Raw genomic sequence first — 26,800 nt, forward strand, 5'->3', positions numbered from 1 at the left:
TTCGCCTGCGGGTCGTGTGTGGCTGAGCGCGCAGTTCCCCGCGCCCCTAACTGCCTAGGGGCGCGGGGAACTGCGCGAGCAACCCACCACGGTCCGCAGCCGAAAACGGGGTTGGGGGCGCGGGGAACCGCGCGAGCGGCCACCCGCCGCCCGCGGGGGAAACGAGGCCCGACCACCCGCCCACCCCCGAAGGGCCCCGCCCCCGGCGGTTCAGGAAACGGGCGGGGCCGGGGGTGCGCAGCACTGCGGGGACAGGCCGCGCGGGAGGCGGTCGCCGGAGAACACCGCCGTCGTCGCCTCGTCACCCCCCAGCGCCGCCACCGCCAGCAGCAACGACCCCGCCGTCCACGTCGTGAGTTCCTCCGGCCACACCGCCCGGTTGCCCTCGAAGACGTACCCCGTCCAGTACAGGCCGTCCCCGGCCCGCAGGTGCTGGATGGACTGGAGGATCTCCAGGGCGCGGTCCGACTCGCCCACCACCCACAGCGCGAGCGCCAGCTCGCAGCTCTCGCCGCCCGTCACCCACGGGTTGGGCAGCACGCAGCGCACCCCGAGGCCGGGCACCACGAAGTCGTCCCAGCGCGCCTGGATGCGCGCCTTCGCCTCCGCGCCGCTCACCGCGCCCCCGAGCACGGGGTAGTACCAGTCCATCGAGTAGCGCGACTTGTCGAGGAAGCGCTCGGGATGGCGGGCCACCGCGTGCGCGAGCGCGCCCGTGGCCAGCTCCCAGTCCGGCTGCGGCTCCTCCCGCTGCTCCGCGATCGCCAGCGCGCACCGCAGCGCCTGGTGGATCGAGGAGCTGCCGGTGAGCAGCGCGTCGGTGACGGGCGAGCCGTCCTCCTCGCGCTTCCAGCCGATCTGCCCGCCCGGCTGCTGGAGCCTCAGCACGAACTCCACGGCCGCGTACACCACCGGCCACATGCGGTCGAGGAAGGTGTCGTCGCCGGTGGCGAGGTAGTGGTGCCAGACCCCCACCGCCACGTAGGCGACGAAGTTGGTCTCCCGGCCCCGGTCGGTGACCTGTGCGAAGTCCCCGTCGTGGTAGGCCGCGTACCAGGACCCGTCGTCGTTCTGGTGCCGCGTGAGCCACTCGTAGGCGCGCCCCGCCGCCTCGTGCTCGCCGGCCGCGTCCAGGGCCATCGCGGCCTCGGTGTGGTCCCAGGGGTCCAGATGGTGCCCGCGGAACCACGGTATGGCGCCGTCCTCGCGCTGCACGGCCAGGATGCCGGCCACGGTCGCGGTGGCCTGCGCGGCGGTGAGCACCCCCGGCAGGACCAGGTGTTCGGTCCGCTCCGGTGAGGTCACTGGGCGCCGGCCTTGCCGGTCGCGGCGAGCGGGGCCTCGGCGCCGAGCGGGGTCTCGGCGTCCAGCGGGGCGAGGTGCGGCTTCGTCGCGTACGCCACGAAGCTCTTGCCCACGACCGGGTTGAGCGCCTGCTCCGCCAGCCGCGTGACCAGCGGCTTCTTCATGATGTCCCAGACGAGCAGCTTGTGGTACGCCCGTACCGGCAGCGCTGCGTCCTTGCCGTCCCTGCCCACCCCGAACGCGCACTTGAGCCACCAGTACGGCGAGTGCAGGGCGTGCGCGTGGTGCGTGCCGTACGGCTTCAGGCCCGCCTCGCGCATCTTGCCGAGCAGTTCGTCGGCCTTGTAGATGCGGATGTGGCCGCCCTCGACCTCGTGGTACGCGTCGGAGAGCGCCCAGCAGACCTTCTCCGGCCCGTAGCGCGGCACGGTGACCGCGATCCGGCCGCCCGGCCTGAGGACGCGGACCATCTCGGCGAGCACGCCCTTGTCGTCCGGGATGTGCTCCATGACCTCGGAGATGATCACGACGTCGAAGGAGGCGTCAGGGAAGGGCAGGTTGAGCGCGTCGCCCTCCATCGCGGTGGCGGTCGCCCCCTCGGGCGCCTCACCCGCCTCCTTCATCGCCGCGAACCACTTGGCGACCTCGCGGATCTCCTCGCCGTTCTGGTCCAGCGCCACGACCCGCGCGCCGCGCCGGTAGCACTCGAAGGCGTGCCGGCCCGCGCCGCAGCCCAGGTCGAGCACGCGGTCGCCCGGGGCGAGCGGGAAGCGGGAGAAGTCGACGGTCAGCACGGGGTCTGCCCTTTCGGATGGAGAGCTGCGGGGGCCGCGGAGCGGCCGGGGGGTGGGGGCGCGGAGCGGCCGGGGCCGGTGCGGTGCGGGGTCACCCCGCGGGCTTCCTGGCCGCGGAGCGGCCCTTGCCGGCGATCGCGGAGCGATAGAGCTCGGCGGTGCCCTCGGCCGCCCGGGCCCAGGTGAACCGCTCCAGCACCCGCTGCCGTCCGGCCGCGCCGAGCCGGGCCCGCAGCTGCGGGTCGCCCAGCAGCCGTACGAGCGCGGTGGCCAGCGCCTGCGGGTCGCCCGGCGGCACCGCAAGGCACGTCTCGCCGTCCGGCCCGGCCACCTCGGGGATCGCGCCCCCGGTCGTGGCCACCAGCGGGGTGCCCGTCGCCATCGCCTCCGCGGCCGGCAGCGAGAACCCCTCGTACAGCGAGGGCACACAGCTGACCTGCGCGGACCGTACGAGGTCGACGAGCTCCGCGTCGGAGATGCCCTTGACGAAGCGGACCGCGCCGCCGAGTCCGTACTTCTCGATGGCCTGGGCGACCGGCCCGTCCTCGGCGCGCTTGCCGACGACGACGAGGTGCGCCCCGGGGTGCTCGGCGCGCACCTTGGCGAGCGCCTCGACGAGGAAGACCAGCCCCTTGAGCGGGACGTCCGCGCTGGAGGTGGTGACGATCCGGCCGGGCACCTCGGCCACCGAGGGGTCCGGGGACCACAGGCCGGTGTCGGCGCCGATGTGCACGACGGAGACGCGGTCCTCGCGCACCCCGAGGTGTTCGACGATCTCGCGCTGGGAGGAGCCGGACACGGTGAGCACCGACGGCAGCCGCCGCGCGACGCGCTTCTGCATCCGGGTGAAGCCGTACCAGCGGCGCACCGAGGCGCGCCGCTTCCAGTCCCCGGCGGCGTCCAGTTCCAGCTGCCGGTCGACGGTGATGGGGTGGTGGATCGTGGTGACCAGGGGTGCGCCGAGGTCGCCGAGCAGGCCGTAGCCGAGCGTCTGGTTGTCGTGGACGACGTCGAACTCGCCCTTGCGGGCGGCGAGATGGCGCCGGGCCCGCAGCGAGAACGTCAGCGGCTCGGGGAACCCGCCGGTCCACATGGTGGCGACTTCCAGGGCGTCGATCCAGTCCCGGTACTCGTCCTTCCCGGGCGTACGGAACGGGTCCGGCGAGCGGTACAGGTCCAGGCTGGCGAGCTCGGTGAGCGGGACGCCCTCGTCCAGGACGGGGTAGGGCTGCGCGCCGATGACCTCCACGCTGTGCCCGAGGCGGGCGAGTTCGCGGGAGAGGTGGCGTACGTAGACGCCCTGGCCGCCGCAGAACGGATTGCCCTTGTACGTCAGGAGGGCGATCCGCAGCGGGCGGTCACCCGCACGGGCCGGCTCCCCTGTGTGCGGGTTTGCCTCTATGGCCTCTGCGGTCACTCGCGGCCCCTTCATCGCTGCGTTTCGCCGGAGCGTAACCGCTCGCGCTAATCTAGAACAAGTTCCAGACCTGATCCTTCTTGATCTCCGTCCGGAGCCCGGGGAAGCTTTGAATCTACCGGCAGGTAGCGCGCGTGTGAGGGCCGGATCAGGTGATTCGCGCCACCACGGGGGCCCCTGCCATGCTGTGCCCCCGGAAACGGGCCGTCGGGCCCACGGGAGCAGCGGGAATCGGACGACGGAACGGGACAGATGACAGCGGAAGCCAGAGCGGCCATCGCCGCGTCGCCCGTCCTGACCGAGCGCCAGGAGGCGCGCCGCCGCCGCATCCTGCACGCCAGCGCCCAGCTGGCCAGCCGGGGCGGCTTCGACGCGGTGCAGATGCGCGAGGTGGCCGAGGCCGCGGGGGTCGCGCTCGGCACGCTCTACCGCTACTTCCCCTCCAAGATCCATCTGCTGGTCGCCACCATGCAGGACCAGCTCCAGCATCTGCACTCCACGCTCCGCAAGCACCCGCCGTCCGGCGACTCGGCCGCGCAGCGGGTCGCCGAGACGCTGATGCGGGCGTTCCGCGCGCTCCAGCGCGAGCCGCACCTCGCGGACGCGATGGTGCGCGCGCTCACCTTCGCCGACCGCTCGGTCAGCCCCGAGGTGGACACCGTCTCCCGGCAGACCACCGCGATCATCCTGGACGCCATGGGCCTGGACCACCCGAGTCCGCGGCAGCTCTCGGCGGTCCGCGTCATCGAGCACACCTGGCACTCCGCCCTGATCACCTGGCTGTCCGGGCGGGCCTCCATCGCCCAGGTGAAGATCGACATCGAGACGGTGTGCCGGCTGATCGACCTCACGGCCGAGGACGACCTGCCGGTCTGAGCGGACCCGCGGCGCGCGGTCCGCACGGGCACCGACAGCCCCGACCGCTTCCGCGCCGGGTCGGTTCGGCCCGATCCGGCCGTTCTTGCCGGCCCCGCCGGTCCGCCGGTCCCGCCATGTTCGACCCGCCGTGCCCGCTATGGCCCGTTCTGTCGGTGGCAGGGCTCCGCGCCCGGCGCGCAGGTCCGACGCATGCGACCGGCCGTGCCCACTCCGTGCGCCGTACGCGCCCCCATGCCACCCCATGGCCGATTATGCGGCTTCCCCCGTCCCGGCCCCCGGATAGAAATGTTTCGCGTGCCAGTGGAAGGCAACCGGTAGGCGGGGAGCTGGAGGGGGCTGAAACGTGATCCGGGTACTTCTCGTGCACGACGCTTGTCTGATGCGGTCGGCACTGGCCGACCGGCTGGGCCGGGAACCCGGTCTGGAGGTCCACCACGCGCCCTGGCGCAGCGCACCCGCCCGGGCGCGGGTGCTGCGGCCGGATGTGTGCGCCGTGGACCTCGACTGCTCCGACTCGTACGGCATCGCGCCGCTGGGGGAGTTACAGAGCCGGCACAACGGGTCGCGGGGCACCCGGCTCGTCGTGCTGGCCAGCGCCAACCGGCCCGGGCTGCTGCGCCAGGCCGTGGAGGCGCACGCCCTCGGCTACGTCGACAAGGACGCCACACCGGAGCGGCTGATCGGCGCCATAAGACGGGCCGCCGCGGGCCAGCGATTCGTCGACGACGCGCTGGGCTGCGGTTTCCTGCGGGCGGCCGAGATGCCGCTCACCAGACGGGAGTTGAGCGTGCTCTCACTCGCCGCCGAGGGCGCCTCCATCGCGGACATCGCGCACAGTCTCCATCTGTCCAACGGGACCGTGCGGAACTACATGGCGGCGATCACCCGCAAGACCGGCGCCCGCAACCGCGTGGACGCCATCCGCATCTCCCAGGGCGAGGGATGGGTGTAATCCGGTCAGTTCCCGGTAGAACGCGGATCCTCGCAGCAGTTCGTCGTGTGTCCCGCACTCGACCCCCGCGCCGCCCAGCACCAGCACCTGCCGGGCCCGGCGCGCAGAGCCGGTCCGGTGCGCCACGACCACCAGCGCCGTCCCGGGCCGCCGGGCGAACGCCCGCTCGGCGCGTGCCTCGGCCGCCGGGTCGAGATGACAGGTCGCCTCGTCGAGCAGGACCAGGGGCGCGGGGGCCGCGTACGCCCTGGCCAGGGCGATCAACTGCCGTTCACCTGCCGAGAGTTCGGACGGGACCACGGTCGCGTCGAGCCCGCCGAGGCGGTCCACGAGATCGCGGGCGCCCACGGCCGTACAGGCGAGGAGGAGGGCGTCGTCCCCCGGCGGGCCGTCGAGCGGGCCACCGGGCGGGCCACCGGGCGGGCCGTCGGACGCGGTCTCACGGGTCTCCGGGGCCTCTGCCGCCTCCCGGTCCTCCGGATCGTCCGGGCACAGATAGGTGAGGTTGGCGCGGACGGTGTCGGTGAACACATACGCCTGCTGGGGCACCAGGACCCGCGCGCAGCCGCGTAAAACTTCGCCGCGGTCGGGGGCGCGCACGCCCGCCATGAGTTCGGCCAGGGTCGACTTGCCGATGCCGCTGGGACCGACGACCGCGAGATGCCCGCCGTGGGGCACGGTCAGGTCCAGACCGTCGACGACGGGCGCCGCTCCCGGCCCGTACGCGAAGGTCACCCCCCGCAGCCGCACGGCCTCGCCGGGCCCGGGCTCGCCGGCCGGGGGCACGGGCCGCGGCCGCGGGTCCCCGTCCGCCGTCAGCCTGCGCAGCACCACGAACAACCGCGCCCCCGAGGTGCCGAGCCCCTGCATCAGGGACTGGAGGGCGGGGATCAGGGACTGGGTGAGATAGGCGAGGGCGCCCACGAACGCGCCCGGGGTGACGCCGTGGTCCAGCAGCCAGGGGGCCGCCGCGAGCAGCAGCACCACGGTGAGGCGGCCGCCGATCCCGGCCGCGAGGGTGCGCAGCACGCCCCAGCGGGCCAGTGCGCGCGAGGCCTGGAACTCGGCGTCGATCCGCTCCCGTACGTCCGCCGCCACCCGGTCCTGCGCCCCGGCCGCCGTGATGTCGCGCAACCCGCCGACCGCGAGCCCGAGTTCGGCGGCCAGCGCCTCGTCGGCGGCCAGGAACACCTCCTGGCGGCGGGCCAGTGGGCGCAGGGTGACGACGAACAGGGCGAGTCCGGCGGCCAGCGGCAGCGCCACCACCGGCAGCAGCACCGGCGCCAGCGAGAAGAGCCCGATCAGCGCGCCGACCGCCGTGACGACGAAGGTCCGCGACACCATCACCAGACCGGCGAGCGTGTCGCGGGCGATCTCCACCTGGTGGGTAAGCCGGGAGACCGCCGCCCCGTCGGGCGCCCGCAGCGCCCGGCGCACCACCCTGCGTACGAGGTCGTCGCGGACGGGTTCGACGAGCGCGGCCACCGCCAGATGCACCCGGCCGGTGCCGAACGACCCGGCCAGCACGCCGAGCGCGGCGAGCCCGAGCCAGCCGAGACCGGCCCCGGTGTGGCCCGCGAGGAAGCCCCGGTCGAGCGCCCGCGCCAGCGCGTAGCCGAGCAGGAAGGTCTCTCCCGCCTCCAGCGCCGACCAGGCGGCGAGCCGGAGCAGCGCCCGCCACCGGGGGCGTGCGAGCCGCAGCAGGCGCCCCTTCACGCGGCCTCCTCCGCGAACACCGCGCGGTACTCGGGCAGCCGCCACAGCTCCGTGTGCGGGGCGAGCGCGCGCACCCCGCCACCGTCCAGCCAGATCACCAGATCGGCGCGGGCGGCGGTGGTCACCCGGTGGGCAACGATGAGCCGGGTGCCGGGGGTGAGCTCGTCGAGCAGGGCGCGGGAGACCTTCAGCTCGGTGGCGGAGTCCAGGCTGGAGGTGGCGTCGTCGAGGATCAGGAGGCGCCCGCAGTGCGCGAACGCCCGTGCCAGGCCGATGCGTTGGGCCTCGCCGCCGGACATGGGGGCCTCGGCGCAGGGCGTGTCGTAGCCGAGCGGCAGTCTGCGGACGAACTCGTCGGCGCAGGCCGCCCGCGCGGCCGCCCGGACCTCCTCGGGGCCAGGTTCGCCGACGCCGAACGCGATCGTGGCGCCGACGGTGGCGCCGAGGAGCGCGGGGCGGGCGAAGGCGTGGCCGACCTCGCGGCGCAGCGCGTCCCGGGAGAGCTCGGGCAGCGGAACGCCGTCGACCAGGACCGTGCCCCGGTCCGGGTCCGCGAGCCGGCCAGCGACCGCGGCCAGGGCCGTCTTGCCGCTGCCGGACCGCCCGACCACGGCGGCGACCGCCCCGCCGGGCACGTACAGGTCGACCTGGCGCAGCGGTCCGGTGCACACGCTCCGGAACTCCAACGCCCCGGTTCCGTCCGGAAGCCGGCGTGTTCCGTACGTCATGGCGGGCGGGGCGAGTGCCTCGGCCAGGCGGTCGGTGGCGGCGCGGCCGCGCACCAGGGCGTTGAGCTGGCCGACCAGGACGCCGGTGCCGGTGGCGAGGACGGCGTACCGCCAGGCCGCGAGCATCCCGCCGACGCTCAGCGCGCCGTCCGCGAGCCGCAGCCCGGCGACCGCGAGCACGGCGAGCTGGAGCAGTGGCAGCAGGGCGGCGGCCTGGGCGGTGGAGCGGCCGGTGACGCGCCACATGCGGTAGCCCTGGCGGGAGAGTTCGGGCAGCGGGGCGAGGATGCGGGCCGTGTCCCGTTCGGCGGTTCCGGCGGCCGCGATGGTGCGGGCGCCCTCCACCGCCTCGGTGAGCCGCCCGGCGATCTCGCCCTGGGCGCGTAGATAGGCGGCGCCCGCGTCGCCGGAGGCGCGGACGAACACCTTGAGCAGCAGGGCGAGTACGGGCATCCCGGCGAGCAGCGCGAGGGCCGTCCACCCGTCGGTGAGGGCGAGCGCGACCAGGCCGCCGACCGGGGTGATCACCGCGGCGAGCGTGGCGGCGAGCGTGGCGGGCACGGGTCCGGCCTGGGCCGCGTTGCCGACGAGCCGGGCCACCAGGTCGCCTTCGGGCAGGGCCGCGCGCGGCCCGGTGGCGAGGACGTGGCACAGGACCCGGTCGCGTATCCACGCGGTGGTACGGGCGGTTGCGGTGGCGGTGACCAGGCCGTCGAGGGCGCCGAGCAGGACGGTGGCGCCGGTGAGGGCCGCGCACAGCGCGAGCCAGGGCCCGGCGGCCGAGCGGTCCTCGCCGAGCAGCAGGTCGAGGGTGCGGCCGAGCGCCCACGGCAGGGCCAGGCCCGCCCCGGCGAGGGCCGTGGTCAGCAGCAGGACGAGGGCGGCGGGTGCCGCGCCGTACCGAACGGTCTCGCGGAGAAAGGGGCGCTGCGCCAAGGGGCCCTCCGGGGCGCGCACGCCCCGGGCGGAGAGCAGATCCGCCCGGGGCCGCGTCACACAATTGATCGATTTCGATCAAGGTTGATCAGGTGCAACAGGGTTTGATCAGGGTGGTGCGTGTGCTCAGAGGCAGAGCAGGAAGCTGTTCGAGCTGTGCTTGTCACACGCGAGCAGGCTGAGGCTGCTCTGGTCGCCGCCGCCACCGCCGCCACCCGTGGTCTCGGGAGTTTCCATCTTCTGCAGGTCGAGAAGTGTCATCGCCATCTCCTTCTGTCTTGTGGAACTTTCCGTGGGGACGGGTTCACCGTCCGGCCCCTCGCGGGGCCGTCTTGGGGGCCGCCGGAAGTGGCGGCAGGAAGGGCAGCCCCGAGGGGCGCCTTCGGCCGGACGCGGCACCGGGCACGGAGCCCAGGGCGAGCAGAACGCCCGCCGTGCCGGTCGCGAGATCCATGGAGAGCCGCATCATCTGATCGCCGGGAAAGGCCAGTTCGCCCTTGTACGGCACGGCGTACCAGGCGAGCGCCGCGCTCTGGGCGTCCAGGTCGGCGCGTGCGGCGCGGGTGCGGGCGAGGTGCAGCACCATGCCCGCACGGCCGTTGAACAGGCCCGGCTGGGCGTAGTACCGCAGCCGCGCGGTGGGCAGGATCGCGGCCCTGGCCTCGGCGAACTCCTCATCGTGGCGATGCGCCAGATAGTCGTCGAGCACCATGCCGATGCCGACGCCGCCCGCACCGAGGTAGGGCATGATCCGCGTGCCCTCGTCGACCTGGAGGGCGCCGGAGCGGTCGGTGACGCAGCGCGCGAGGTCGCGGCGGAGGAACTCGGCGGCGTGGTCGAGGAGCGCGGGCTCGCCGGTGTGCTCGTAGAGCCGCAGGAAGAGCAGGGCGGGGCCGCTGGCGCCGTGCAGCAGCCCGGCGCGCGGGCGACCCGCGCTCGCGTCGGGCTCCGGCTGTCCGGCGATGATCCAGGCCGCTTCCAGCGCCCGGTCGCGCAGATCGGCCTCGCCGGTGGTGCGGCCGAGTGAGTCGAGGGCGAGCCCGAGTCCGGCGAGGCCACCGTGCAGCCCGGGCGCGAGCCGCTGCCACTTCTCCTCCAGCACCCGGTCGACCAGGTCGAGGGCGCGCTCGGTGTGGCCGAGCCGGTCCAGGACGTACGCGACGCCGCTCAGCCCGTCGTAGAAGCCCAGCGGACAGCCGGCGGGCGGCTGCTCGGTGCGGCGCAGCAGCCACTCCTCGCCGTCCCGGTAGCGGTCGGCGCCGGTGGCGTCCAGGGCATAGAGCACCCCGGCCGCGCCGTGCGCGACCCCGAGACCGCCGCCGTCCGCGAACTGGGCGATGTCACCGGGGAAGAGCCGGTCCTCGCGCTCGGGCGTGGCGGAGGCGAGGATCGCGCGGACCATGGACTCGCGCCCGGCGGGCCACTCGGCGGGCCGCACGGGCAGATAGGGCCGCGGCAGGGGCTCGTCCGTGCCCCGGATGACCCGGACCGCCTCCTCGAAGAAACCTTCCGGCACAGCGGGGAACTGGCTCTTCGCAACCTTGGCCAGATGCGCCGCCTTGTCCTGGTCGACCACGAGCAGCGTCGTCATCGGCACGAACAGGGCGAGCCGCAGACAGGCCAGCGCGTACTGGTCGACCTCGAAGCCCTTGCGGTCGCGCGGGGCCATGAACCCGGGGTGCGCCATCGTCTGCCCCCGGTGCTCCTCGACCGGCACCGCGCCCTCGAAGTCCAGCAGCTGCACGGAGACCTCACGGCCGCCGTCCGCCCCACCCCCGTCCGGGGCCACCATCACGTTGAACATGTGCAGGTCATTGCAGACCAGTCCGCGCGAGTGCACCGCCTGAACCGCCTCTTCCACCGCCCGGTGCACCGAGAGCGCCCAGGCCGTGTACGAGGCCACCGCGTCCGGGTCGGGGTCGACGGCGAGCAGCGGGTGGCGCTCGGCGAAGAACGCGTTCAGCGTGCGCCCCTCCAGGAAGTCCATGACCAGGAAGCGGTGGTCGCCCAGCTCGAACCAGTCGCGCACCTCGGGCGCCACACCGAGCCCCGAGAGGCGCTCCAGAGCCGCCTTCTCCCGCTCCAGGCGGGTCACCGCGTCGCAGCCGTCGCCTGCCAGGCCCGCGTGCGGCCGGGCCTCCTTGAGGACGACCTTGCTGCCGTTGCGCGTATCGGTCCCGGCGTAGACACCGCCGCCGTTGGAAAAGTGCAGGGCCCGCTCGATGCGGTACGGCAGGTCGGCGACCGTCGTCGCGTTGCGCGCCTCCAGCTGGGGCCGCAGGAACGGGGGCAGCGTCACCCATTCGGGCACCTGGAACGCCGGGTCGCGGCGGTCGGGGACCAGCTCGCCCCGGGTGTTCTCGATCGCGGGGACCAGCGCCCCGCCCTCACCGACGCAGTGCCGCTCGACGAACCCCCCGTAACGCACGTACAGCGGACCGGAGTTCCAGCGCAGATCGGTGAGGATGTACGGGCCCGGCTCGCCCTCCAGCAGCTCGCCTAGCTCGGTGAGTATGCGCTCCAGCTCGTCCACTCCGGACGGGTAGATCGTGGCGAACTTCCCGCTGGAGCCGCGCCCGGCGTACTTGGAGTTACGCAGGTGCAGCGGTTGGCGGCCCGGCACGAACTTGAACGGGATGGCTCTGGCGACGCAGTACTCCCACACCTGCGCGGCCATCTTCTCGGCGTTGTCCAGACACGCCGAGACGTGGATCTTCCAGCCCTGGAGGGGGCTGCCCGGGCGCGGCTCGCCCGCCGCGTCCACCGGATTGAAGTGGAGCCAGTCCCCCGAGAGGGTGCTGCGCCACCCCTCGGGGACCGGGCGCTGGGCGGCCTCGAAGAGCGGGACCCGCTCACCGGTCCTGGACGAGGACAAACGGTCCGGAGTCTCGTAGAAATACCTGTCGGCCAGGCAGAAGACCTCGTACCGCTTGTCCATCGCTTCCCCCCTCGGTGGCGTGGCAATGAAGGTGCCACGCCTGCTGGGGCGGGGACAGTCGCATGTGTCATGCGGTCACTGTGCGGTACGCATGCGTCAATTTGTGTTCGAACGAGGTCGGACGCCGTGGGATCCGGGGCGATTCGGCGGGAGTTCGGCCGCGGGCTCGTGGGGGCTGAGCGCGCAGTTCCCCGCGCCTCCGGGCAACCGGGGCGCGGGGAACTATGCGGCCAAGCCACCACCGGCCCGCGGCCGACGGCGGACGCACTCGGCCCTCGGGCCGACGGCGGACGCGCTCACTCCTCGGGAGGGAAGACGGCCTCGCCCGTATCGCGCAGGGTGATGCTGATGGCCTCCACCGGGCACCCCTCCGCCGCGGCGAGCACCTGCTCACTGGCGTCGGCGTCCGGGCTTCGGGGCCGGGACTGGCGAGCCGTGTCCAGCGCGAACGACCCCGGCGCGGTGCCCACGCACATCCCCGACCCGATGCACACGCTCCGGTCGACCTCGACGTGCCAGCGGTCGCCCATCACGCCCCGCCCCCGTACCCGGCCGGGAGGTGGATCATCTTGTGCTCCAGGTACTCGCTCAGCCCCTCGGGCCCGAACTCCCGCCCCAGGCCCGAGTTCTTGTAGCCGCCGAACGGGCCGAACATGTCCAGGCTGAAGGTGTTCACGTTGAACGTCCCCGTGCGCACCCGGCGGGCGAACGCGAGGCCGCGCTCCACGTCACCGGTCCACACGCTGCCGCTGAGGCCGTACTCGGAGTCGTTGGCGATCCGCAGCGCCTCTGCCTCGTCGTCGTACGGCAGCAGGCAGATCACCGGCCCGAAGATCTCCTCGCGGGCGATCCGCATGGAGTTGTCGACGCCGCCGAAGAGCGTCGGCTCGACGTACCAGCCCCGGTCCCGCCCGGCCGGACGGCCGCCGCCCGCCAGGATCTTGGCGCCCTCCTCCTGGCCGATGCGGATGTAGTCGAGCGAGCGCTGCTGCTGGCGCCTGGCGACCAGCGGGCCGACCTGGGTCGCGGGGTCGAGCGGGTCGCCGACGACGAGCTGCCCGGCGGCGGCCGCGAAGGCCTCGGCGAACTCGTCGTAGCGGCTCGCGGGCGCCAGGATGCGGGTCTGGGCGACGCACGCCTGCCCGTTGTTCATCCACGCGGCCGGGACGACCCCGGCGACGGTCGCCTCCAGGTCGGCGTCGGGCAGCACGACCGCGGCGGACTTGCCGCCCAGCTCCAGGGTGACCCGGGTGAGGTTGCGCGCGGCGACCTCCATCACGCGCCGCCCGGCGGCCACCGACCCGGTGAACGACACCTTGTCGACGTCCGGGTGCCCGACCAGGTACTCGCTGACCTCGCGGTCGGCGGGCAGGATCGAGAGCACGCCCTCCGGCAGCCCGGCCTCCCGGGCGATGTCGCCCAATATGTACGCGTCCAGCGGCGTCTCCGGGGACGGCTTGAGCACCACCGCGCACCCGGCGAGCAGCGCGGGCGCGAGTTTGGCGGCGGCCACGAACTGCGGGACGTTCCACGGGACGACGGCCGCGACGACCCCCACGGGTTCGCGCCGCACCAGGATCGGCCCGAGGACGCCGGCGCGCGGCTCCTCGTACGGGAAGTCCCGGGCCACGGTGATCGCCGCGTCCCAGACCATCATCGCGCCGAGCGCCTGCGCGAGGACGCTCCAGGAGTACGGGGAGCCGTTCTGGGCGCTGATGGAGCGGGCGATCTCCTCGTGGCGCAGGGCGATGGCGTCCTTGATACGGGAGACGACCTCGATGCGTTCGGCGAGCGGCAGCCGGGGCCACGGCCCCTCGTCGAAGGCGCGGCGGGCGGTGGCGACCGCGTGGTCGACGTCGGCGCGCGAGCCGTGCGGTACGCGGCCGATGAGCTGTTCGGTGTGCGGGGAGACCACCTCGATGACGTCGGATCCGCGGGGGTCGGTCAGCTTCCCGCCGATGTAGAGCTGTTCGTGTTCGACCAGGTCGTTGGTGGCATGGGTCATGGCTGGGGGCCTCCCGCTCGACCGCCCCGAGGCGGCTCTCCGACGACGTCGCCGACGCCGTCCCTGGCGACATTCCTGACGGCTTATCAGATCTGCCTGAACTGATACCAGTTCCCCTACGAGGAGTCCACGGGCCGGGAAGGGCGACGGACAGGGCTTGAGGACTGACTGAAACACGTTCTACTGTGGGCGGCATGACGCAGGGGACGCGGGGGCGGGCGACGGGGACGGCCGATCACGGCGGGGGCGTCCGGTCCATCGAGGTGCCCATCCCGGACAACCCCCTGGGCCACACGCTGGTGTACGTCGTCGACACCGACCGGGGTCCGGTCCTGGTCGACACCGGCTGGGACGACCCGGCGTCCTGGGACACGCTGACCGAGGGCCTGCGGCGCCTGGGCACGGACGTCGCCGACATCCACGGCGTCGTCCTGACCCACCACCACCCCGACCACCACGGGCTCTCGGGCCGGGTCCGGGAGGCGTCCGGGGCGTGGCTGGCGATGCACGCGGCGGACACGGCGGTCGTACGGCGTACGCGCGAGGCCGAACCGGGCGCCTGGCTGGACTACTTGGCGGCGAAGCTGGCGGCGGTGGGGGCGCCGGAGTCGCACCTCGGGCCGCTGCGGGAGGCGCGGGCGCGCGGTGCGGCACGGGCGCTGCCCGGGCTGCGGGCGGCGCTGCCGGACCGGGAGATCGTCCCCGGCGACCTGCTGCCGCTGCCCGGCCGCCGGCTGCGGGCGGTGTGGACGCCGGGGCACACCCCGGGCCACGTCTGCCTGCACCTGGAGGAGCGCCACCCGTCCGGGCGGCCGGGCCACGGCCGCCTCTTCTCCGGCGACCACCTGCTGCCGGGGATCAGTCCGCACATCGGGCTGTACGAGGACCCCGACGACGCGACGGTGACGGACCCGCTGGGGGATTACGTGTCCTCCCTGGAGCGGGTGGGCCGCCTCGGGGTGGCGGAGGTCCTGCCCGCCCACCAGCACGCGTTCACGGACGCGGCGTCACGGGTCCGCGAACTCCTGGCCCACCACGAGTCACGCCTGACGGGCCTGCTGGCGCTCCTGGCGTCGGAACCGCTCACACCGTGGGAGCTGGCGGTACGGATGGAGTGGAACCGCCCGTGGTCCGAGATCCCGTACGGCTCGCGGAACATCGCGGTGGCGGAGGCGGAGGCGCATGTGCGGCGGCTGGTGAAAGGGGGGAGGGCGGAGCCGATCCCGGGCACGCACCCGGTGTCGTACCGCGCGACATAGCCCCCGGGCCTGCGGCCCCGCCCCCCGGCTACACCGCCACCTGCGCCCCGGCGATGGGTTACCCGCGCAGTTCCCCGCACCCCTCAAAGGCCCTGCCCTCCGGCCCGGCCACCCACCTACGTGGTCACCAGCAGACCGGTGGCCGGCTGGCCGCGCAGTTCCCCGCACCCCTCAAAGGCCCTGGCCTCCGGCCCGGCCACCCACCTACGTGGTCACCAGCAGACCGGTGGCCGGCCGCTCGCGCAGTTCCCCGCGCCCCTCAGAGGCCCTGGCCTCCGGCCCGGCCATCCAGCTACGTGGTCACCTGCAGACCGGTGGTCGGCCGCTCGCGCAGTTCCCCGCGCCCCTGAAAAGCCCTGCCCTCCGGCCCAGCCACCCACCTACGTCGTCACCAGCAGACCGGTGGCCGGCCGCTCGCGCCGTTCCCCGCGCCCCTGAAAAGCCCTGCCCTCCGGCCCGGCCACCCACCTACGTCGTCACCAGCAGACCGGTGATCGGCTGGCCGCGCAGTTCCCCGCGCCCCTGAAGGGGTTCCTCCCGCCACGTGTTCGTCTGCGGACCGTGCTGGGTTGCCCGCGCAGTTCCCCGCGCCCCTGAGGGGGCCGGGTGAACCCTGGAGTTGCAGCGGCCGGAGGTGCCTTGAGGGGCGCGGGGAACTGCGCGATCAGCCCACCACCGACCCGCAGACAGAAGACGGCACCCGGGCCGAACCCGCACCCCCGAACAAAGCGGCCCGGCCACACCCCGTCCCCCAGGGGCGCGGGGAAACTGCGCGACCGGCCCACCACCGACCCGCAGACAAAAAACGAGCCCATCAGGGGCGCGGGGAACTGCGCGGGCAACGGGCAACCCACCACCAACCCGCAGACGAACCCCCGGCCACTCACGCCCCCTCGAACCTCCCCCCCGCCTCAAACGCCGCCCGCCGCGTCACCCGCCGCAACGCCCTCAGCACGGTCGACCCCAGCCCCAGCGTCAGGACCGTGGTCAGTACCGCCCGCCCCAGGTCCCACCCCAGCGACGTCGTCGCGCAGTACGCGGCGAAGCGCAGCAGGTTCTCCCCCAGGGGGTCGCCGGGGTGGAAGGAGATCCCGGACGACATCCCCCCGATGTACGTCCAGCCCTGGAGGTTCATGACCGTGCCGTACGCGAAGGACGCCACGCAGCCGTAGACCGCGAGCAGCGCCAGCTCCCCCCGGCCGCGCAGCCGGTGCGGGCCAGGCAGCAGGCCCGCACCCATCGCGAACCAGCCCATCGCCAGCATCTGGAACGGCATCCAGGGACCGACACCCCCGGTGAGCAGCGCGGACGCGAACATCGTGACCGCGCCCAGCACGAAGCCGAAGCCCGGCCCGAGGACGCGGCCGCTCAGGACCATCAGGAAGAACATCGGCTCCAGGCCCGCCGTACCCGCTCCCAGCGGCCGCAGCGCGGCGCCGACCGCCGCGAGGACGCCGAGCATGGCGACGGCCTTGGCGTCCATCCCGCCGTCCTCGTCCGCGATCGTGGCGACCACCACGCCCACGAGGAGCGGCAGGAGCGCGGCGAAGAGCCAGGGGGCGTCCTGGGAGTGGGCGAGCCCCGAGTCCGCGTCGGCCAGCAGCGGCCAGCCGAAGGCGGCGACCCCGACGAGGCTGATCAGCACGAGGGCGGTGATCCCGCGCGGGCCGAGCCGGACCGCCTTCACCTGGCGGGTCGGGGGCAGGTCACGCGGTGGCGTGGGGGGCAGGTCACGCGGTGGCGCCGTCATGCGAGGGCCTCCCGTACCTGGGTCACCGTGAGCCACGGGTCGGGCGCCAGGACCTTGGCGACCTGGGGGGCGAAGGAGGGCGAGGAGACGACCACGTCGGCGGTCGGGCCGTCCGCGACGACTTCGCCGTCCGCGAGGATCACCACCCGGTGGGCGATCTCGGCGGCCAGCTCCACGTCGTGGGTGGCGAGGACGATCGCGTGGCCCTCGGCGGCGAGGTCGCGCAGGACGTCCGCGAGGCGCGCCTTCGCCGCGTAGTCCAGACCGCGCGTCGGCTCGTCGAGGAGCAGCAGCGGGGGCCGGCCCGTCAGGACGATGGCCAGGGCGAGCGCGAGGCGCTGGCCCTCGGACAGGTCGCGGGGGTGGGTGTCGTCGGGGACGCCGGGGAGCAGGGCGGTGACCAGGTCGCGGCAGGTGCCGGGGGTGGCGTCCGCGTCCGCGTCGGCGGCCGCGCACTCGGCCTCGACCGTGTCCGCGTACAGCAGGTCGCGGGGCTCCTGCGGTACGAGTCCGACCTCGCGGATCAGCTCGCGCGGGGGTGTGCGGTGCGGGGTGCGGCCGTTGACGGTCGCCGTGCCGGTGGTGGGTTCGGTCATGCCGACGAGGGTGGTGAGGAGGGTGGATTTGCCGGCGCCGTTGCGTCCCATGAGGGCGACGGTCTCGCCGGGCGTGACGGTGAGGTCCACATGACGCAGGGCTTCGATACGGCCCCGGCGCACACCCAGACCGCTGACCACGGCGGTCGCCGTCGCCGGGGGCGTGGCGGCGCGGGTGCCCCGGCGCAGACGGGCGAGGGCGGCCCGCAGGCCCGTCGGCTCCAGGGGGCCGTGCGGGGCGTGCGGGCCATGCGGGCGTACGCGGCCTTCGGCCGGCCGCCGGCCGTCCCCCGTCGGCGGCCCCGGGACGTGGGCGGCGAGACTCGCGCGCAGGTCGTGCGCCCGGCGCCGCGCGTCCCGTACCGACAGGGGCAGCGGGCTCCAGCCCGCGAGGCGCCCCAGGGCCACCACCGGCGGATGGACCGGGGACGTGGCCATGATCTCGGCGGGGGTGCCCAGGAGCGGGGGCTCGCCCGCGGCTGCCAGGAGGATCACCCGGTCCGCGTACTGCACGACGCGCTCCAGGCGGTGCTCCGCCATGAGGACGGTCGTGCCGAGGTCGTGGACGAGGCGTTGGAGGACGGACAGGACCTCCTCGGCCGCCGCCGGGTCCAGCGCGGACGTCGGTTCGTCCAGGACCAGGACCTTGGGGTGCGGGGTCAGGACCGAGCCGATCGCCACGCGCTGCTGCTGGCCACCGGAGAGGGTGGCGATCGGGCGGTCGCGCAGGTCCGCGAGGCCGAGCAGGTCGAGGGTCTCCTCGACGCGGCGGCGCATCACGTGCGGGGCGAGGCCCAGCGACTCCATGCCGTACGCGAGCTCGTCCTCGACCGTGTCGGTGACGAAGTGGGCGAGCGGGTCCTGGCCCACCGTGCCGACCACGTCGGCGAGTTCGCGCGGCTTGTGGGTCCGGGTGTCGCGGCCGTCGACGGTGACCCGGCCGCGCAGGGTGCCGCCGGTGAAGTGCGGGACGAGACCGGAGACCGTCCCCAGGAGCGTGGACTTCCCGACGCCGGAGGGCCCCACCAGCAGGACCAGCTCACCCTCGGGGACGGTGAGGTCGACGTCCCGGATCGTGGGGGCGGGGCGGCCCTCGTACGTGACCGACACCTCGTCGAAGCGGATCATCGGGACTCCTGGGGCTCGGGCGGGGCGGGTGCCGGGTGGGGGGCCGGGGCCGGGTGCGGGGCGGGGGTGACGAAGGCCGGGAGCAGGCCGAGGAGGGTGGCGAGGGCGGGCAGGAGCGGGAGCGTGGGGGCGGTGAGCGGGACCACGCCCGGGTGCAGGGCGTCCGGTGCGTACGTACCCGCCCAGATCATGGCCGCCGCCACCGCCGCGCCGGATCCGGCCACCAGCCAGGCGCGGGCGTCCCAGCGGTCGGGGCGGTAGCGGGTGCGGACGGTGCGGCGGCCGCCCAGGCGCAGGCCGGCGAGCGCCGCGGCGAGCCCGGCGAGCAGCACCGGCAGACCGTAGCGGGCGCCCTCGGCGGCGAGGAGTCCGTACGTACCGGCGCAGACGCCGAGGAGTCCGCCCAGGGTGAGGACGGTGGTGGTGCGGCGGACGGCGGCCGGGACGCGCGCGGTGCGGCCGTAGCCGCGGGCGTCCATCGAGGCGGCGACGGCCACCGAGCGCTCCAGAGCGCCCTCCAGGACCGGCAGCCCGATCTGGAGGACCGCCCGGATCCCGCCGGTGGGACGGCCGCGCAGCCTGCGGGCGGTACGGAGGCGGGCGACGTCGGCGACCATGTTCGGCGCGAACGTCATCGCCACGACCACGGCCACGCCCGCCTCGTACAGCGCGCCCGGCAGGGACTTCAGCAGACGGGCCGGGTTGGCGAGGGCGTTGGCGGCGCCGACGCAGATCAGGAGGGCGGCGAGGCGGGCGCCGTCGTAGAACGCGAAGAGCATGCCCTCGGCGGTGACGCGCCCGCCGACGCGGATGCCCTTGGCCCAGTCGGGCAGGGGCGCCTCGGGGAGCGCGAGAAGGGTGTGGGTGCCGGGGATCGGCGAGCCGAGGGCGATGTTGAAGACGAGCCGGATGGCGACGACGGCGAGGCCGAGCTTGACGAAGGCGGTGTACGAACGGGCCCAGGGCGCGTCGGTGCGCCGCGCCGCGACGACGTAGCCGGCGACGGTGACGAGGAGGGTGAGCAGGAGGGGGTTGCTGGTCCGCGAGGCAGCCGTGGCGAGCCCCAGCGCCCAGAGCCACCAGGCCACGGGATGCAGGACGTTGGCCCGACTCGCGTACGGGGCACGGGACGCACCCGAACGCCCCGGGACGCGTCGCCGCACGGCGACGGACCGCCGGGGCGCCGGCTCTCCGGCCGGATCCGTGCGGGGCCTACCGCGGGGCGGCGCGGGCCGCTCGCGATGGCCGTCGGCGACGGACCGCCGGGGCATCCGGCCTCCGGCGGGCGCGTCCTGCGACTGCGGGGCCGCGGCAGGCACCGGGCCTCCGGCCGGGTCCGTGCAGGGCCTTGCGCGGGGCGGCGTGGGTGGCTCGTGGTGGTCGTCGGCGGTGGACCGCCGGGGCGCCCGGCCCCGGGCGGGCGGGTCCTGCGGCTGCGGGGCCGCGGCAGGCGCCGGGCCTCCGGCCGGGTCCGTGCGGGGACTTGCGCGGGGCGGCGTGGGTGGCTCGTGGTGGTCGTCGGCGGTGGGCATCGGTCGGGTGCGCCGTCAGTTCCGGTGGCGGCGGCGGGACTGCCACAGCGCGGCCGCGGCGACCGCCAGGACCGCCGCCCCGCCCGCCAGCAGGCCCACCGAGGGGCCGCTGTCGGACGTCTTCGGTGCCGCCTTGTGCGTGGTCTTCCCCGACACCTGCTCGCCGCAGCCGGTCCTCGGGTAGCCCGCGATGGCGCACAGCAGGGCCGCGCTGTTGTAGCGCAGCGGCTTGGCCACCGCCGCCAGGGCGTCCGCCGTCGTCGCGTTCTCCGGGACCCGCGCGCACGCCGTACGCGCCGCCGGGGGCGTCTCGCCGCCGGGCGCGTCCTGCGGGGTGCCGAAGTCGAGCGCGAGGGCGACGCGCTTCCTGCCGGGCTCGGCGGGCGTGGCCGCGCACACCTCGGCGAACGTCGGTGCCGAACGCGGCACCGCCGCGTCCTTGGAGTCGGCGCTGACCGCGAAGCGGAAGCCCTGGACGTCACCGTCCGAGGGGTGCGCGGTGGCCGGGCCCTGCGTGGCGTACGTCCACGTCGTGCCCTGCCGCTCCCAGAACGACCAGTAGCGGTACCCGGCGGCCCGGGCGGGCCCCGCCACCGCCCCCGCGCCGAGCGTCAGCACGACGGCGAGGGCGAGGGCGAAGGCGAAGGCGGACCCGGCCGGGACCGGCCGGCGGCTGCGACGGCGGACCGGTGTCACTTCTGCGCGTTCTTCTTGCGCGCGCTGACCAGGAAGCCGACGCCCACGCTGGCGACGAAGAAGACGCCGACGATCCACCACACCGACATGCCGGAGGAGTCGTCCTTCTTGTCGGAGTCGGCGGACTTGGCCGCCTTGCCCGCCTCGGCGGCCGAGGTGCCCGCCGGGGCCGGACCGGTCGCGTTCAGCTGGGCGACCAGGTCGGCGCCGCCGAACTCCCTCGGGTCGGCGCCGGTGGCGTTCGCGGCGAGGACGAGCTGGGCGTAGGCGGCGGGGCCGTTCTCCTTCGCCCAGCCGGACGTGTTCTTCTCCAGCCACTTCAGGGACGCCTCGGCCTGGGCCTTCTGGCCGGAGGCGGCAAGGGCGACGACGGCGTCGGCGGTGTTGCCGTAGTCGGGCTGGCTCTCGGCGCCCGGCATCGCGGAGTTGAGGTGGCCGGTCTTGGCCATGGTCCTGGCCAGGTACGCGGCGCCGTTGTGCGCGGCCTGCTCGGGCGTGGCCGGCTTCTCGCAGGTGGTGCCCTTGGCGTCGGGCTGACCGGCGGTGGCGGCGAGGCCCTTGCCGTACGCGGCGGTGACGGCGGCGGCGCTGGCGTCGGCGTTCGCGTACAGCTTCGCCGTCTTGAGGTCCGGCTGGTACGCGAACGCGCCCGCGCCCGGCGTGCCGTCGCACGGCAGCGCGAAGGTGAGCAGCGCGTCGAGCGGGGACTTGCCGCCCTTGGCGGACTTGGTGTCGGCGGGCTTCTCGCCGGCGGCGGCGAGGGCGCCTATGACCACGGACGTGGAGTTGGCGTCGCTCTTGCCGCCGGGGTTGTAGGACCAGCCGCCGTCGTCGTTCTGGACGGTCTTCAGCCAGGAGACACCCTTCTTCACGGTGTCCGTGTGGTCGCCGAGGGCGACGAGGGCCTGGACGGCGGCGGCGGTGGCGTTGGTGTCGAGGACCGTCTTGGCGTCGCACGGCTTGGCCGCGTCGGGGCGGTACGAGGCGAACCCGCCGGTGTCGCACTGCTGGCCGGTCAGCCAGGTGACCGACTGGGCGGCGGGCTTCACGCCGACCGTGCCTTGGGCGAGCAGGGCGAGCGACTGCCGCCAGACGCCGTCGTACGCCGGGTCCTTCGTCCCGTACAGCCCCGGGGGGAGCGTGCCGTCGGCGAAGGCGGGGGTGGCGGTGGCGGCGGCGCCGCCGAGGACGACGGTGAAGGCGGCGAGCGCTGCGGTGCGGCGGCGTACGGTCATGGGTGGGCGGTGCCTCTCCTGCGGGGGCCGGGCGGCAGGCGGGCGCGGGGGCACGCCGGCTCCGGTCCCGTGTACCTCGACGGGCCGGTCATCGGCGGCTTGCCGGTGACCGTTGAGCCGGTCATGTCCGTCGGGGTGATCCGGCTCGCCGCTCCTTGTTCTTGGGTGGCGGCTCACGGTTGCGGGTCAGCGCCGGATTCGCACCGGCTTCCCCCCATACGGTCATGCACGACGCCTTCACTGTACCGGCCCCCCACACCCCCCACGGGGGGTCCCCCACCGAGCCTTCGCCTGCGGCCCGGCGGGGGCTGGCCGCGCAGTTCCCCGCGCCTCTGGGGGTCGGGGTACCCCGGACCGCGCCGCCCGGCCACTGCGGCTTCACCACGGGACCTCTTTCGCCCGCGGACCGTGCTGGCTCACTCGCGCAGTTCCCCGCGCCCCTAACCACCCAGGGGCGCGGGGAACTGCGCGGCCGGCCCCCACCGGGCCCGCAGGCAAAACACCAGGGGCGCAGGGGCGAAGCCCCAAGAGCCGGCTACAGCCGCTGCAAAATCGTCGCCGTCGCCAACGCACCCCCCGCACACATCGTCACCAACCCCACCTCCCCACCCCCCCGCTCCAGCTCATGCAGCGCCGTCGTCAGCAACCGAGCCCCCGTCGCCCCCACCGGATGCCCCAGCGCAATAGCCCCACCGTTCACGTTCACCTTCTCCAGGTCCTGGTCGAACACCTGCGCCCACGACAGCACCACCGACGCGAACGCCTCGTTGATCTCGACCACGTCGATGTCCCGCAGCGACATCCCCGCCTTCCCCAGCACCGCCCGCGTCGCGTCGATCGGCCCGTCCAGGTGGAAGTGCGGATCGGCGCCCACCACCGCCTGCGCCACGATCCGCGCCCGCGGCCGCAGCTTCAGCGCCCGCGCCATCCGCTTGGACGCCCACATGATCGCCGCCGCCCCGTCGGAGATCTGCGAGGAGTTCCCGGCCGTGTGCACCGCCGTCGGCATCACCGGCTTGAGCCGGGCCAGCGCCTCCATGGACGTGTCCCGCAGCCCCTCGTCCCGGTCCACCAGCCGCCACATCCCCTGCCCGGCCGCTTGCTCCTCCTCCGTCGTCGGCACCTGCACCGCGAACGTCTCCCGCTTGAACCGCTCCTCCGCCCACGCCACCCCCGCCCGCTCCTGCGAGAGCAGCCCGAGCGAGTCGACGCGCTCGCGCGTCAGCCCCCGGTGCCGGGCGATCCGCTCCGCCGCCTCGAACTGGTTCGGCAGGTCCACGTTCCACTCGTCCGGGAACGGCTTGCCCGGCCCGTGCTTGGACCCCGACCCCAGCGGCACCCGCGACATCGCCTCCACCCCGCAGCTGATGCCCACGTCCACCACCCCCGCCGCGATCATGTTCGCGACCATGTGGCTCGCCTGCTGGGAGGAGCCGCACTGGCAGTCGACCGTGGTCGCCGCCGTCTCGTACGGAAGCCCCATCGCCAGCCACGCGTTGCGCGCCGGGTTCATCGACTGCTCGCCGGCGTGCGTGACCGTCCCCCCGACGATCTGCTCCACACAGTCCGCGTGGATGCCGGTGCGCCCCAGCAGCTCGCGGTAGGTCTCGCCGAGCAGATAGGCGGGGTGGAGATTGGCGAGAGCGCCTCCGCGCTTGCCGATCGGCGTGCGTACGGCTTCGACGATGACGGGTTCCGCGGCCATGAGCTCGTCCTCTCCTCAACGACTCCAAGCCCGGCCGCGGGGCCTCCCGGAGCCGCCGCGGACCGAACTAGTACGCGTTCTAGTTCTGCTTGCAGTCTGGTGAGGGCTACCCCCGGTACGCAAGGGTTGTGCACGTACCGCGCGCGCTCCCGCGCGAGAACGAACACCCCCCGCGCCCTTGCGACTTGTAGAACCCGTTACTACCTTTCAGACAATTCTGATGGGTCGTCAGGAACGTGTCCGAACGTGCCGACCGGATGGAGCTGCCGATGCGCTGCCCCCGCCTTCCCGAGGGGTTCGACTTCACCGACCCCGACCTGCTCCAGGACCGCGTCCCGTACCCGGAGTTCGCCGAGGCGCGGCAGACCGCCCCGGTCTTCTGGTGCTCGCAGCCGCACGGTCTCGCCGGCTTCGGTGACGACGGCTACTGGGTGGTGACCCGGCACGCCGACGTCAAATACGTCTCCACCCACCCGGAGCTGTTCTCCTCCACCACCAACACCGCGATCATCCGCTTCAACGAGAACATCACCCGGGACCAGATCGAGGCCCAGCGGCTGATCATGCTGAACATGGACCCGCCGGAACACACCCGCGTCCGCCAGATCGTCCAGCGCGGCTTCACCCCGCGCGCGATCCGCTCGCTGGAATCCGCCCTGCGCGACCGCGCCCGCCGGATCGTCGACACGGCCCTCGCCGCCTCCCGGGGCCGCGACTCCTTCGACTTCGTCACCAACATCGCCGTCGAGCTGCCGCTCCAGGCGATCGCGGAACTCATCGGCGTACCGCAGGAAGACCGTACGAAGATCTTCGACTGGTCCAACAAGATGGCGGCCTACGACGACCCCGAGTACGCCCTCACCGAGGAGATCAGCGCCGAAGCCGCCATGGAGATCGTCAGTTACGCGATGAACCTCGCGGCGGCGCGCAAGGAGTGCCCGGCCAAGGACATCGTCTCCACGCTGGTCGCCGCCGAGGGCGAGGGCAACCTGCTCGCCGACGAGTTCGGCTTCTTCGTCATCCTGCTGGCGGTCGCGGGCAACGAGACCACCCGCAACGCCATCAGCCACGGCATGCACGCGTTCCTCACCCACCCCGACCAGTGGGAACTCTACAAACGCGAGCGCCCCGAGACCGCCGCCGAGGAGATCGTGCGCTGGGCGACACCCGTGGTGTCCTTCCAGCGTACGGCGGTCCAGGACACCGAACTCGGCGGCCAGAAGATCAAGGCGGGCGACCGCGTCGGCCTGTTCTACTCCTCCGCCAACAACGATCCCGAACTCTTCGACGAGCCCGAGCGGTTCGACATCCTCCGCGACCCCAACCCCCACCTCGGCTTCGGCGGCGGAGGCCCCCACTTCTGCCTCGGCAAGTCGCTGGCGGTGCTGGAAATCAACCTGATCTTCAACGCCATCGCGGACGCCCTGCCGAACCTCACCCTCGCGGGCGACCCGCGCCGCCTCCGCTCAGCGTGGCTGAACGGCATCAAGGAGCTTCAGGTCACGCCGTAACGGATCTGACGAACGCGCCGAACGCGGCGGGAGAGAGCGTGATGACCGGGCCGTCCGGGACTTTGGAGTCGCGGACGGCGACGGAGTGGGGGAGGTCTGCGACCTCTATGCAGGAGCCACCCTGGTCGCTGCTGTGCGAGGACTTGCGCCAGGCGGCACCGTGGAGGGTGGCGCACTCGACGCACTCGCCGCCCTGATCACCGCTGTAGCTCGACTTACGCCACTGGGCGGCCAGCTCAGAGTTGTTGCTCCCCATAGCGCTCCTCCATCACCCGCCGGATCAGCTGTGCCGAGTCCCTCAAGGACAGGGCGGCTGCCTGGAGATGATCGTATCGGAGCGAGCAGTCCTTGACAGTCTCTGGATTGGCCGTGGGGTGCCCCATTCCATAGCCCTCCGTGTAGAGAATCGCCGGGTCATCCGAGAAGCGGAACAGGGTGAAAGAGCCTTGCAGCCCGGCATGCGCTCCGACCTCGTACGGGAGCACCTGGACGTTGACGTACCGGTTGCCCTGATAACCCAACAGACGGGCAAGTTGCTCCCGCATCACCGCCCGCCCACCAATGTCCTGGTGCAATGCAGCCTCACTCAGGATCGACCACAACACCGGGGGCACGGCCTTCTCCAGGATTCGCTGGCGAGCGAGCCGGACCGCCGTCCGGTCATCCAAATTGGTGGTGTCCACCGTGCCCAGCACCGCCCGCGCGTACCCCTCCGTCTGAAGCAGCCCATGCACCATGTGCGTCTGGAACGTATAGATCTCGGTCGCCCGAGCCTCCAGCTCGGCCACCTGCTGGAACCACGCCGGAAGCTGGCTCCGCAGGACGAGGGGGAGCAGCCGGGACAGTAACCCGCCCGTGCCGAGCGCCGCGTCCGCGCGCTCGCTGAAGTCCGCCGTCGGCAGCTTTCTCGCTGTCTCGATCTGGCCGATGAGCGAGCCGGTGTACGCGATGATCGCGCCCAGTTGCTTCTGGGTGAGCCCGCCCGCCTCGCGGTAGCGGCGGAGCTCGTATCCGTAGTAGTCGAGCGGCGACGCGCTCGGGTCGAGGACGTTGATGTGGACCACGGCGGGTACCCCCTCGGGCTCAACTCCGCTGACATGTGCGCGGGTTGTATTCGTTTCGTAGCCGAGAGTAGCCAGCGCGCGGGACGCTCGTACCGTGAACGACAATTCCCAGTACGGCATGCGCTTGACGGTCGGTGCGCACTCCGCCCGGCACGTCCGCAGGATCGTCCGTATGCACCTCGACCTCTGGGCCATGTCCGACCTCGTGGACGCGGTCGAACTCGCCGTGACGGAGCTGCTCGCCAATGTGGTGCGGCATGTGCCGGACCGCTACTGCGAGTTGCTGCTCCAACGCCGCCCGCACGGCGTCCGCGTGGAGGTGTCGGATCGCCATCCGCAGCTTCCGCTCCCTCGCGACGCGTCGGAGGAGGACGAGTTCGGGCGCGGGCTCGTACTCCTCGATGCGGTGGTCGACAGGTGGGGGGTGACGCCGGGGCAGGTCACGGTCGGCAAGACGGTCTGGTTCGAGTGCGGCAGCGCACCGGCTGCTGCCCCGGCCCCCGCCACCTCCCCCGTCAACAGGCCGTCGCCCAGAAATTCAGCCCGCGTAGTCGCGGATCACCTTCCGCGCCACCCGTGACCGCGCGCCCGCGAGCTCGCGCCGACGCCGGCGCTCGTGCGCCGACGAGGCAGGGGATGACCTCACCCCTTGAT

At 73.7% G+C, this 26,800-nt stretch carries 21 protein-coding genes, 1 pseudogene and 1 riboswitch; of the genes and pseudogenes, 5 read left to right on the top strand and 17 right to left on the bottom strand.

Annotated features, from left to right (window positions below):
- Positions 1 to 210 precede the first annotated feature (210 nt).
- From AC069K_RS22910 to AC069K_RS22920, 3 genes are all read right to left on the bottom strand, one after another.
- Positions 211 to 1,305: a prenyltransferase/squalene oxidase repeat-containing protein gene (locus tag AC069K_RS22910; RefSeq protein ID WP_478619157.1), complete on the bottom strand. Its 1,095-nt coding sequence runs from the start codon at positions 1,303 to 1,305 to the stop codon at positions 211 to 213.
- Positions 1,302 to 2,099 (bottom strand): class I SAM-dependent methyltransferase, encoded by a 798-nt coding sequence (locus tag AC069K_RS22915; protein WP_365111686.1) that lies wholly within the window; start codon positions 2,097 to 2,099, stop codon positions 1,302 to 1,304. The genes AC069K_RS22910 and AC069K_RS22915 overlap by 4 nt, the downstream gene beginning before the upstream one ends.
- Positions 2,100 to 2,190: 91 nt before the next feature.
- Positions 2,191 to 3,516, bottom strand: coding sequence for a glycosyltransferase family 4 protein (locus tag AC069K_RS22920; protein WP_365111688.1), 1,326 nt, complete (start codon positions 3,514 to 3,516; stop codon positions 2,191 to 2,193).
- A 252-nt stretch (positions 3,517 to 3,768) separates the two neighbouring features.
- On the opposite strand from AC069K_RS22920, the gene AC069K_RS22925 reads away from it, so the two are divergent.
- Together AC069K_RS22925 and AC069K_RS22930 are read left to right on the top strand one after the other, a co-directional pair.
- On the top strand, positions 3,769 to 4,392 hold the full coding sequence (locus AC069K_RS22925) for a TetR family transcriptional regulator (RefSeq protein ID WP_365111691.1): 624 nt from the start codon (positions 3,769 to 3,771) through the stop codon (positions 4,390 to 4,392).
- Between the two features lie 364 nt (positions 4,393 to 4,756).
- Positions 4,757 to 5,263: pseudogene (locus AC069K_RS22930) on the top strand (LuxR C-terminal-related transcriptional regulator); the annotation flags it as partial.
- Here the strand turns inward: AC069K_RS22930 and AC069K_RS22935 are convergent.
- The 6 genes from AC069K_RS22935 to AC069K_RS22960 form a co-directional block, all read right to left on the bottom strand.
- Complete coding sequence (locus AC069K_RS22935; protein WP_478619162.1) at positions 5,189 to 7,063, bottom strand: ATP-binding cassette domain-containing protein; 1,875 nt, start codon at positions 7,061 to 7,063, stop codon at positions 5,189 to 5,191. The pseudogene AC069K_RS22930 and the gene AC069K_RS22935 overlap by 75 nt on opposite strands.
- On the bottom strand, positions 7,060 to 8,787 hold the full coding sequence (locus AC069K_RS22940) for an ABC transporter ATP-binding protein (RefSeq protein ID WP_478619165.1): 1,728 nt from the start codon (positions 8,785 to 8,787) through the stop codon (positions 7,060 to 7,062). Before AC069K_RS22940 ends, AC069K_RS22935 begins: the two co-directional genes overlap by 4 nt.
- 66 nt (positions 8,788 to 8,853) lie before the next feature.
- Positions 8,854 to 8,988, bottom strand: a complete 135-nt coding sequence (locus AC069K_RS22945; protein ID WP_101388123.1) for a SapB/AmfS family lanthipeptide — start codon at positions 8,986 to 8,988, stop codon at positions 8,854 to 8,856.
- Between the two features lie 43 nt (positions 8,989 to 9,031).
- On the bottom strand, positions 9,032 to 11,665 hold the full coding sequence (lanKC, locus tag AC069K_RS22950; RefSeq protein WP_478619168.1) for a class III lanthionine synthetase LanKC: 2,634 nt from the start codon (positions 11,663 to 11,665) through the stop codon (positions 9,032 to 9,034).
- A 296-nt stretch (positions 11,666 to 11,961) separates the two neighbouring features.
- Positions 11,962 to 12,195, bottom strand: coding sequence for a ferredoxin (locus tag AC069K_RS22955; RefSeq protein WP_365111705.1), 234 nt, complete (start codon positions 12,193 to 12,195; stop codon positions 11,962 to 11,964).
- Positions 12,195 to 13,670, bottom strand: coding sequence for an aldehyde dehydrogenase (locus AC069K_RS22960; RefSeq protein ID WP_478619172.1), 1,476 nt, complete (start codon positions 13,668 to 13,670; stop codon positions 12,195 to 12,197). The genes AC069K_RS22955 and AC069K_RS22960 overlap by 1 nt, the downstream gene beginning before the upstream one ends.
- A 194-nt stretch (positions 13,671 to 13,864) precedes the next feature.
- Between AC069K_RS22960 and AC069K_RS22965 the strand changes: the two genes are divergently transcribed.
- The gene (locus AC069K_RS22965) at positions 13,865 to 14,929 is read left to right on the top strand and encodes an MBL fold metallo-hydrolase (protein ID WP_365111710.1); all 1,065 of its coding nucleotides are present in this window, start codon (positions 13,865 to 13,867) and stop codon (positions 14,927 to 14,929) included.
- An 883-nt stretch (positions 14,930 to 15,812) separates the two neighbouring features.
- On the opposite strand, the gene AC069K_RS22970 is transcribed toward AC069K_RS22965, so the two are convergent.
- From AC069K_RS22970 to AC069K_RS22995, 6 genes are all read right to left on the bottom strand, one after another.
- Complete coding sequence (locus tag AC069K_RS22970) at positions 15,813 to 16,679, bottom strand: ECF transporter S component (RefSeq protein WP_478619175.1); 867 nt, start codon at positions 16,677 to 16,679, stop codon at positions 15,813 to 15,815.
- On the bottom strand, positions 16,676 to 18,403 hold the full coding sequence (locus AC069K_RS22975; RefSeq protein WP_478619178.1) for an ABC transporter ATP-binding protein: 1,728 nt from the start codon (positions 18,401 to 18,403) through the stop codon (positions 16,676 to 16,678). The genes AC069K_RS22970 and AC069K_RS22975 overlap by 4 nt, the downstream gene beginning before the upstream one ends.
- Positions 18,400 to 19,674, bottom strand: a complete 1,275-nt coding sequence (locus tag AC069K_RS22980) for an energy-coupling factor transporter transmembrane component T family protein (protein WP_478619412.1) — start codon at positions 19,672 to 19,674, stop codon at positions 18,400 to 18,402. Before AC069K_RS22980 ends, AC069K_RS22975 begins: the two co-directional genes overlap by 4 nt.
- Before the next feature lie 276 nt (positions 19,675 to 19,950).
- Positions 19,951 to 20,631 (bottom strand): SCO2322 family protein, encoded by a 681-nt coding sequence (locus tag AC069K_RS22985; protein ID WP_478619180.1) that lies wholly within the window; start codon positions 20,629 to 20,631, stop codon positions 19,951 to 19,953.
- Positions 20,628 to 21,866, bottom strand: coding sequence for a prenyltransferase/squalene oxidase repeat-containing protein (locus tag AC069K_RS22990; protein ID WP_478619183.1), 1,239 nt, complete (start codon positions 21,864 to 21,866; stop codon positions 20,628 to 20,630). The genes AC069K_RS22985 and AC069K_RS22990 overlap by 4 nt, the downstream gene beginning before the upstream one ends.
- 133 nt (positions 21,867 to 21,999) lie before the next feature.
- Positions 22,000 to 22,080: riboswitch (cobalamin riboswitch) on the bottom strand.
- A gap of 321 nt (positions 22,081 to 22,401) precedes the next feature.
- Positions 22,402 to 23,571, bottom strand: coding sequence for a steroid 3-ketoacyl-CoA thiolase (locus AC069K_RS22995; protein WP_365111722.1), 1,170 nt, complete (start codon positions 23,569 to 23,571; stop codon positions 22,402 to 22,404).
- A 269-nt stretch (positions 23,572 to 23,840) separates the two neighbouring features.
- On the opposite strand from AC069K_RS22995, the gene AC069K_RS23000 reads away from it, so the two are divergent.
- A complete protein-coding gene (locus AC069K_RS23000) occupies positions 23,841 to 25,082 on the top strand; it encodes a cytochrome P450 (RefSeq protein WP_478619415.1) in 1,242 nt (413 codons plus the stop codon).
- Here the strand turns inward: AC069K_RS23000 and AC069K_RS23005 are convergent.
- Both AC069K_RS23005 and AC069K_RS23010 read right to left on the bottom strand, forming a co-directional pair.
- Entirely contained in the window at positions 25,072 to 25,338 is a 267-nt protein-coding gene (locus AC069K_RS23005) for a DUF397 domain-containing protein (RefSeq protein ID WP_478619188.1), read from the bottom strand. The genes AC069K_RS23000 and AC069K_RS23005 overlap by 11 nt on opposite strands.
- The gene (locus tag AC069K_RS23010; RefSeq protein ID WP_478619191.1) at positions 25,319 to 26,146 is read right to left on the bottom strand and encodes a helix-turn-helix domain-containing protein; all 828 of its coding nucleotides are present in this window, start codon (positions 26,144 to 26,146) and stop codon (positions 25,319 to 25,321) included. The genes AC069K_RS23005 and AC069K_RS23010 overlap by 20 nt, the downstream gene beginning before the upstream one ends.
- Before the next feature lie 94 nt (positions 26,147 to 26,240).
- On the opposite strand from AC069K_RS23010, the gene AC069K_RS23015 reads away from it, so the two are divergent.
- Entirely contained in the window at positions 26,241 to 26,726 is a 486-nt protein-coding gene (locus AC069K_RS23015; protein WP_478619194.1) for an ATP-binding protein, read from the top strand.
- The last annotated feature ends 74 nt before the right edge of the window (positions 26,727 to 26,800 follow it).

The sequence above is a fragment of the Streptomyces sp. NPDC043908 genome (genome assembly GCF_056435525.1).

Bases quoted from the DNA above. Each gene is read 5' to 3' on its own strand.
- AC069K_RS22925 (WP_365111691.1), top strand. From the start codon at position 3,769: ATGACAGCGGAAGCCAGAGCGGCCATCGCCGCGTCGCCCGTCCTGACC.
- AC069K_RS22945 (WP_101388123.1), bottom strand. From the start codon at position 8,988: ATGACACTTCTCGACCTGCAGAAGATGGAAACTCCCGAGACCACGGGT.
- lanKC (WP_478619168.1), bottom strand. From the start codon at position 11,665: ATGGACAAGCGGTACGAGGTCTTCTGCCTGGCCGACAGGTATTTCTAC.
- AC069K_RS22955 (WP_365111705.1), bottom strand. From the start codon at position 12,195: ATGGGCGACCGCTGGCACGTCGAGGTCGACCGGAGCGTGTGCATCGGG.
- AC069K_RS22960 (WP_478619172.1), bottom strand. From the start codon at position 13,670: ATGACCCATGCCACCAACGACCTGGTCGAACACGAACAGCTCTACATC.
- AC069K_RS22965 (WP_365111710.1), top strand. From the start codon at position 13,865: ATGACGCAGGGGACGCGGGGGCGGGCGACGGGGACGGCCGATCACGGC.
- AC069K_RS22970 (WP_478619175.1), bottom strand. From the start codon at position 16,679: ATGACGGCGCCACCGCGTGACCTGCCCCCCACGCCACCGCGTGACCTG.
- AC069K_RS22975 (WP_478619178.1), bottom strand. From the start codon at position 18,403: ATGATCCGCTTCGACGAGGTGTCGGTCACGTACGAGGGCCGCCCCGCC.
- AC069K_RS22980 (WP_478619412.1), bottom strand. From the start codon at position 19,674: ATGCCCCGGCGGTCCGTCGCCGACGGCCATCGCGAGCGGCCCGCGCCG.
- AC069K_RS22990 (WP_478619183.1), bottom strand. From the start codon at position 21,866: ATGACCGTACGCCGCCGCACCGCAGCGCTCGCCGCCTTCACCGTCGTC.
- AC069K_RS22995 (WP_365111722.1), bottom strand. From the start codon at position 23,571: ATGGCCGCGGAACCCGTCATCGTCGAAGCCGTACGCACGCCGATCGGC.
- AC069K_RS23000 (WP_478619415.1), top strand. From the start codon at position 23,841: ATGCGCTGCCCCCGCCTTCCCGAGGGGTTCGACTTCACCGACCCCGAC.
- AC069K_RS23005 (WP_478619188.1), bottom strand. From the start codon at position 25,338: ATGGGGAGCAACAACTCTGAGCTGGCCGCCCAGTGGCGTAAGTCGAGC.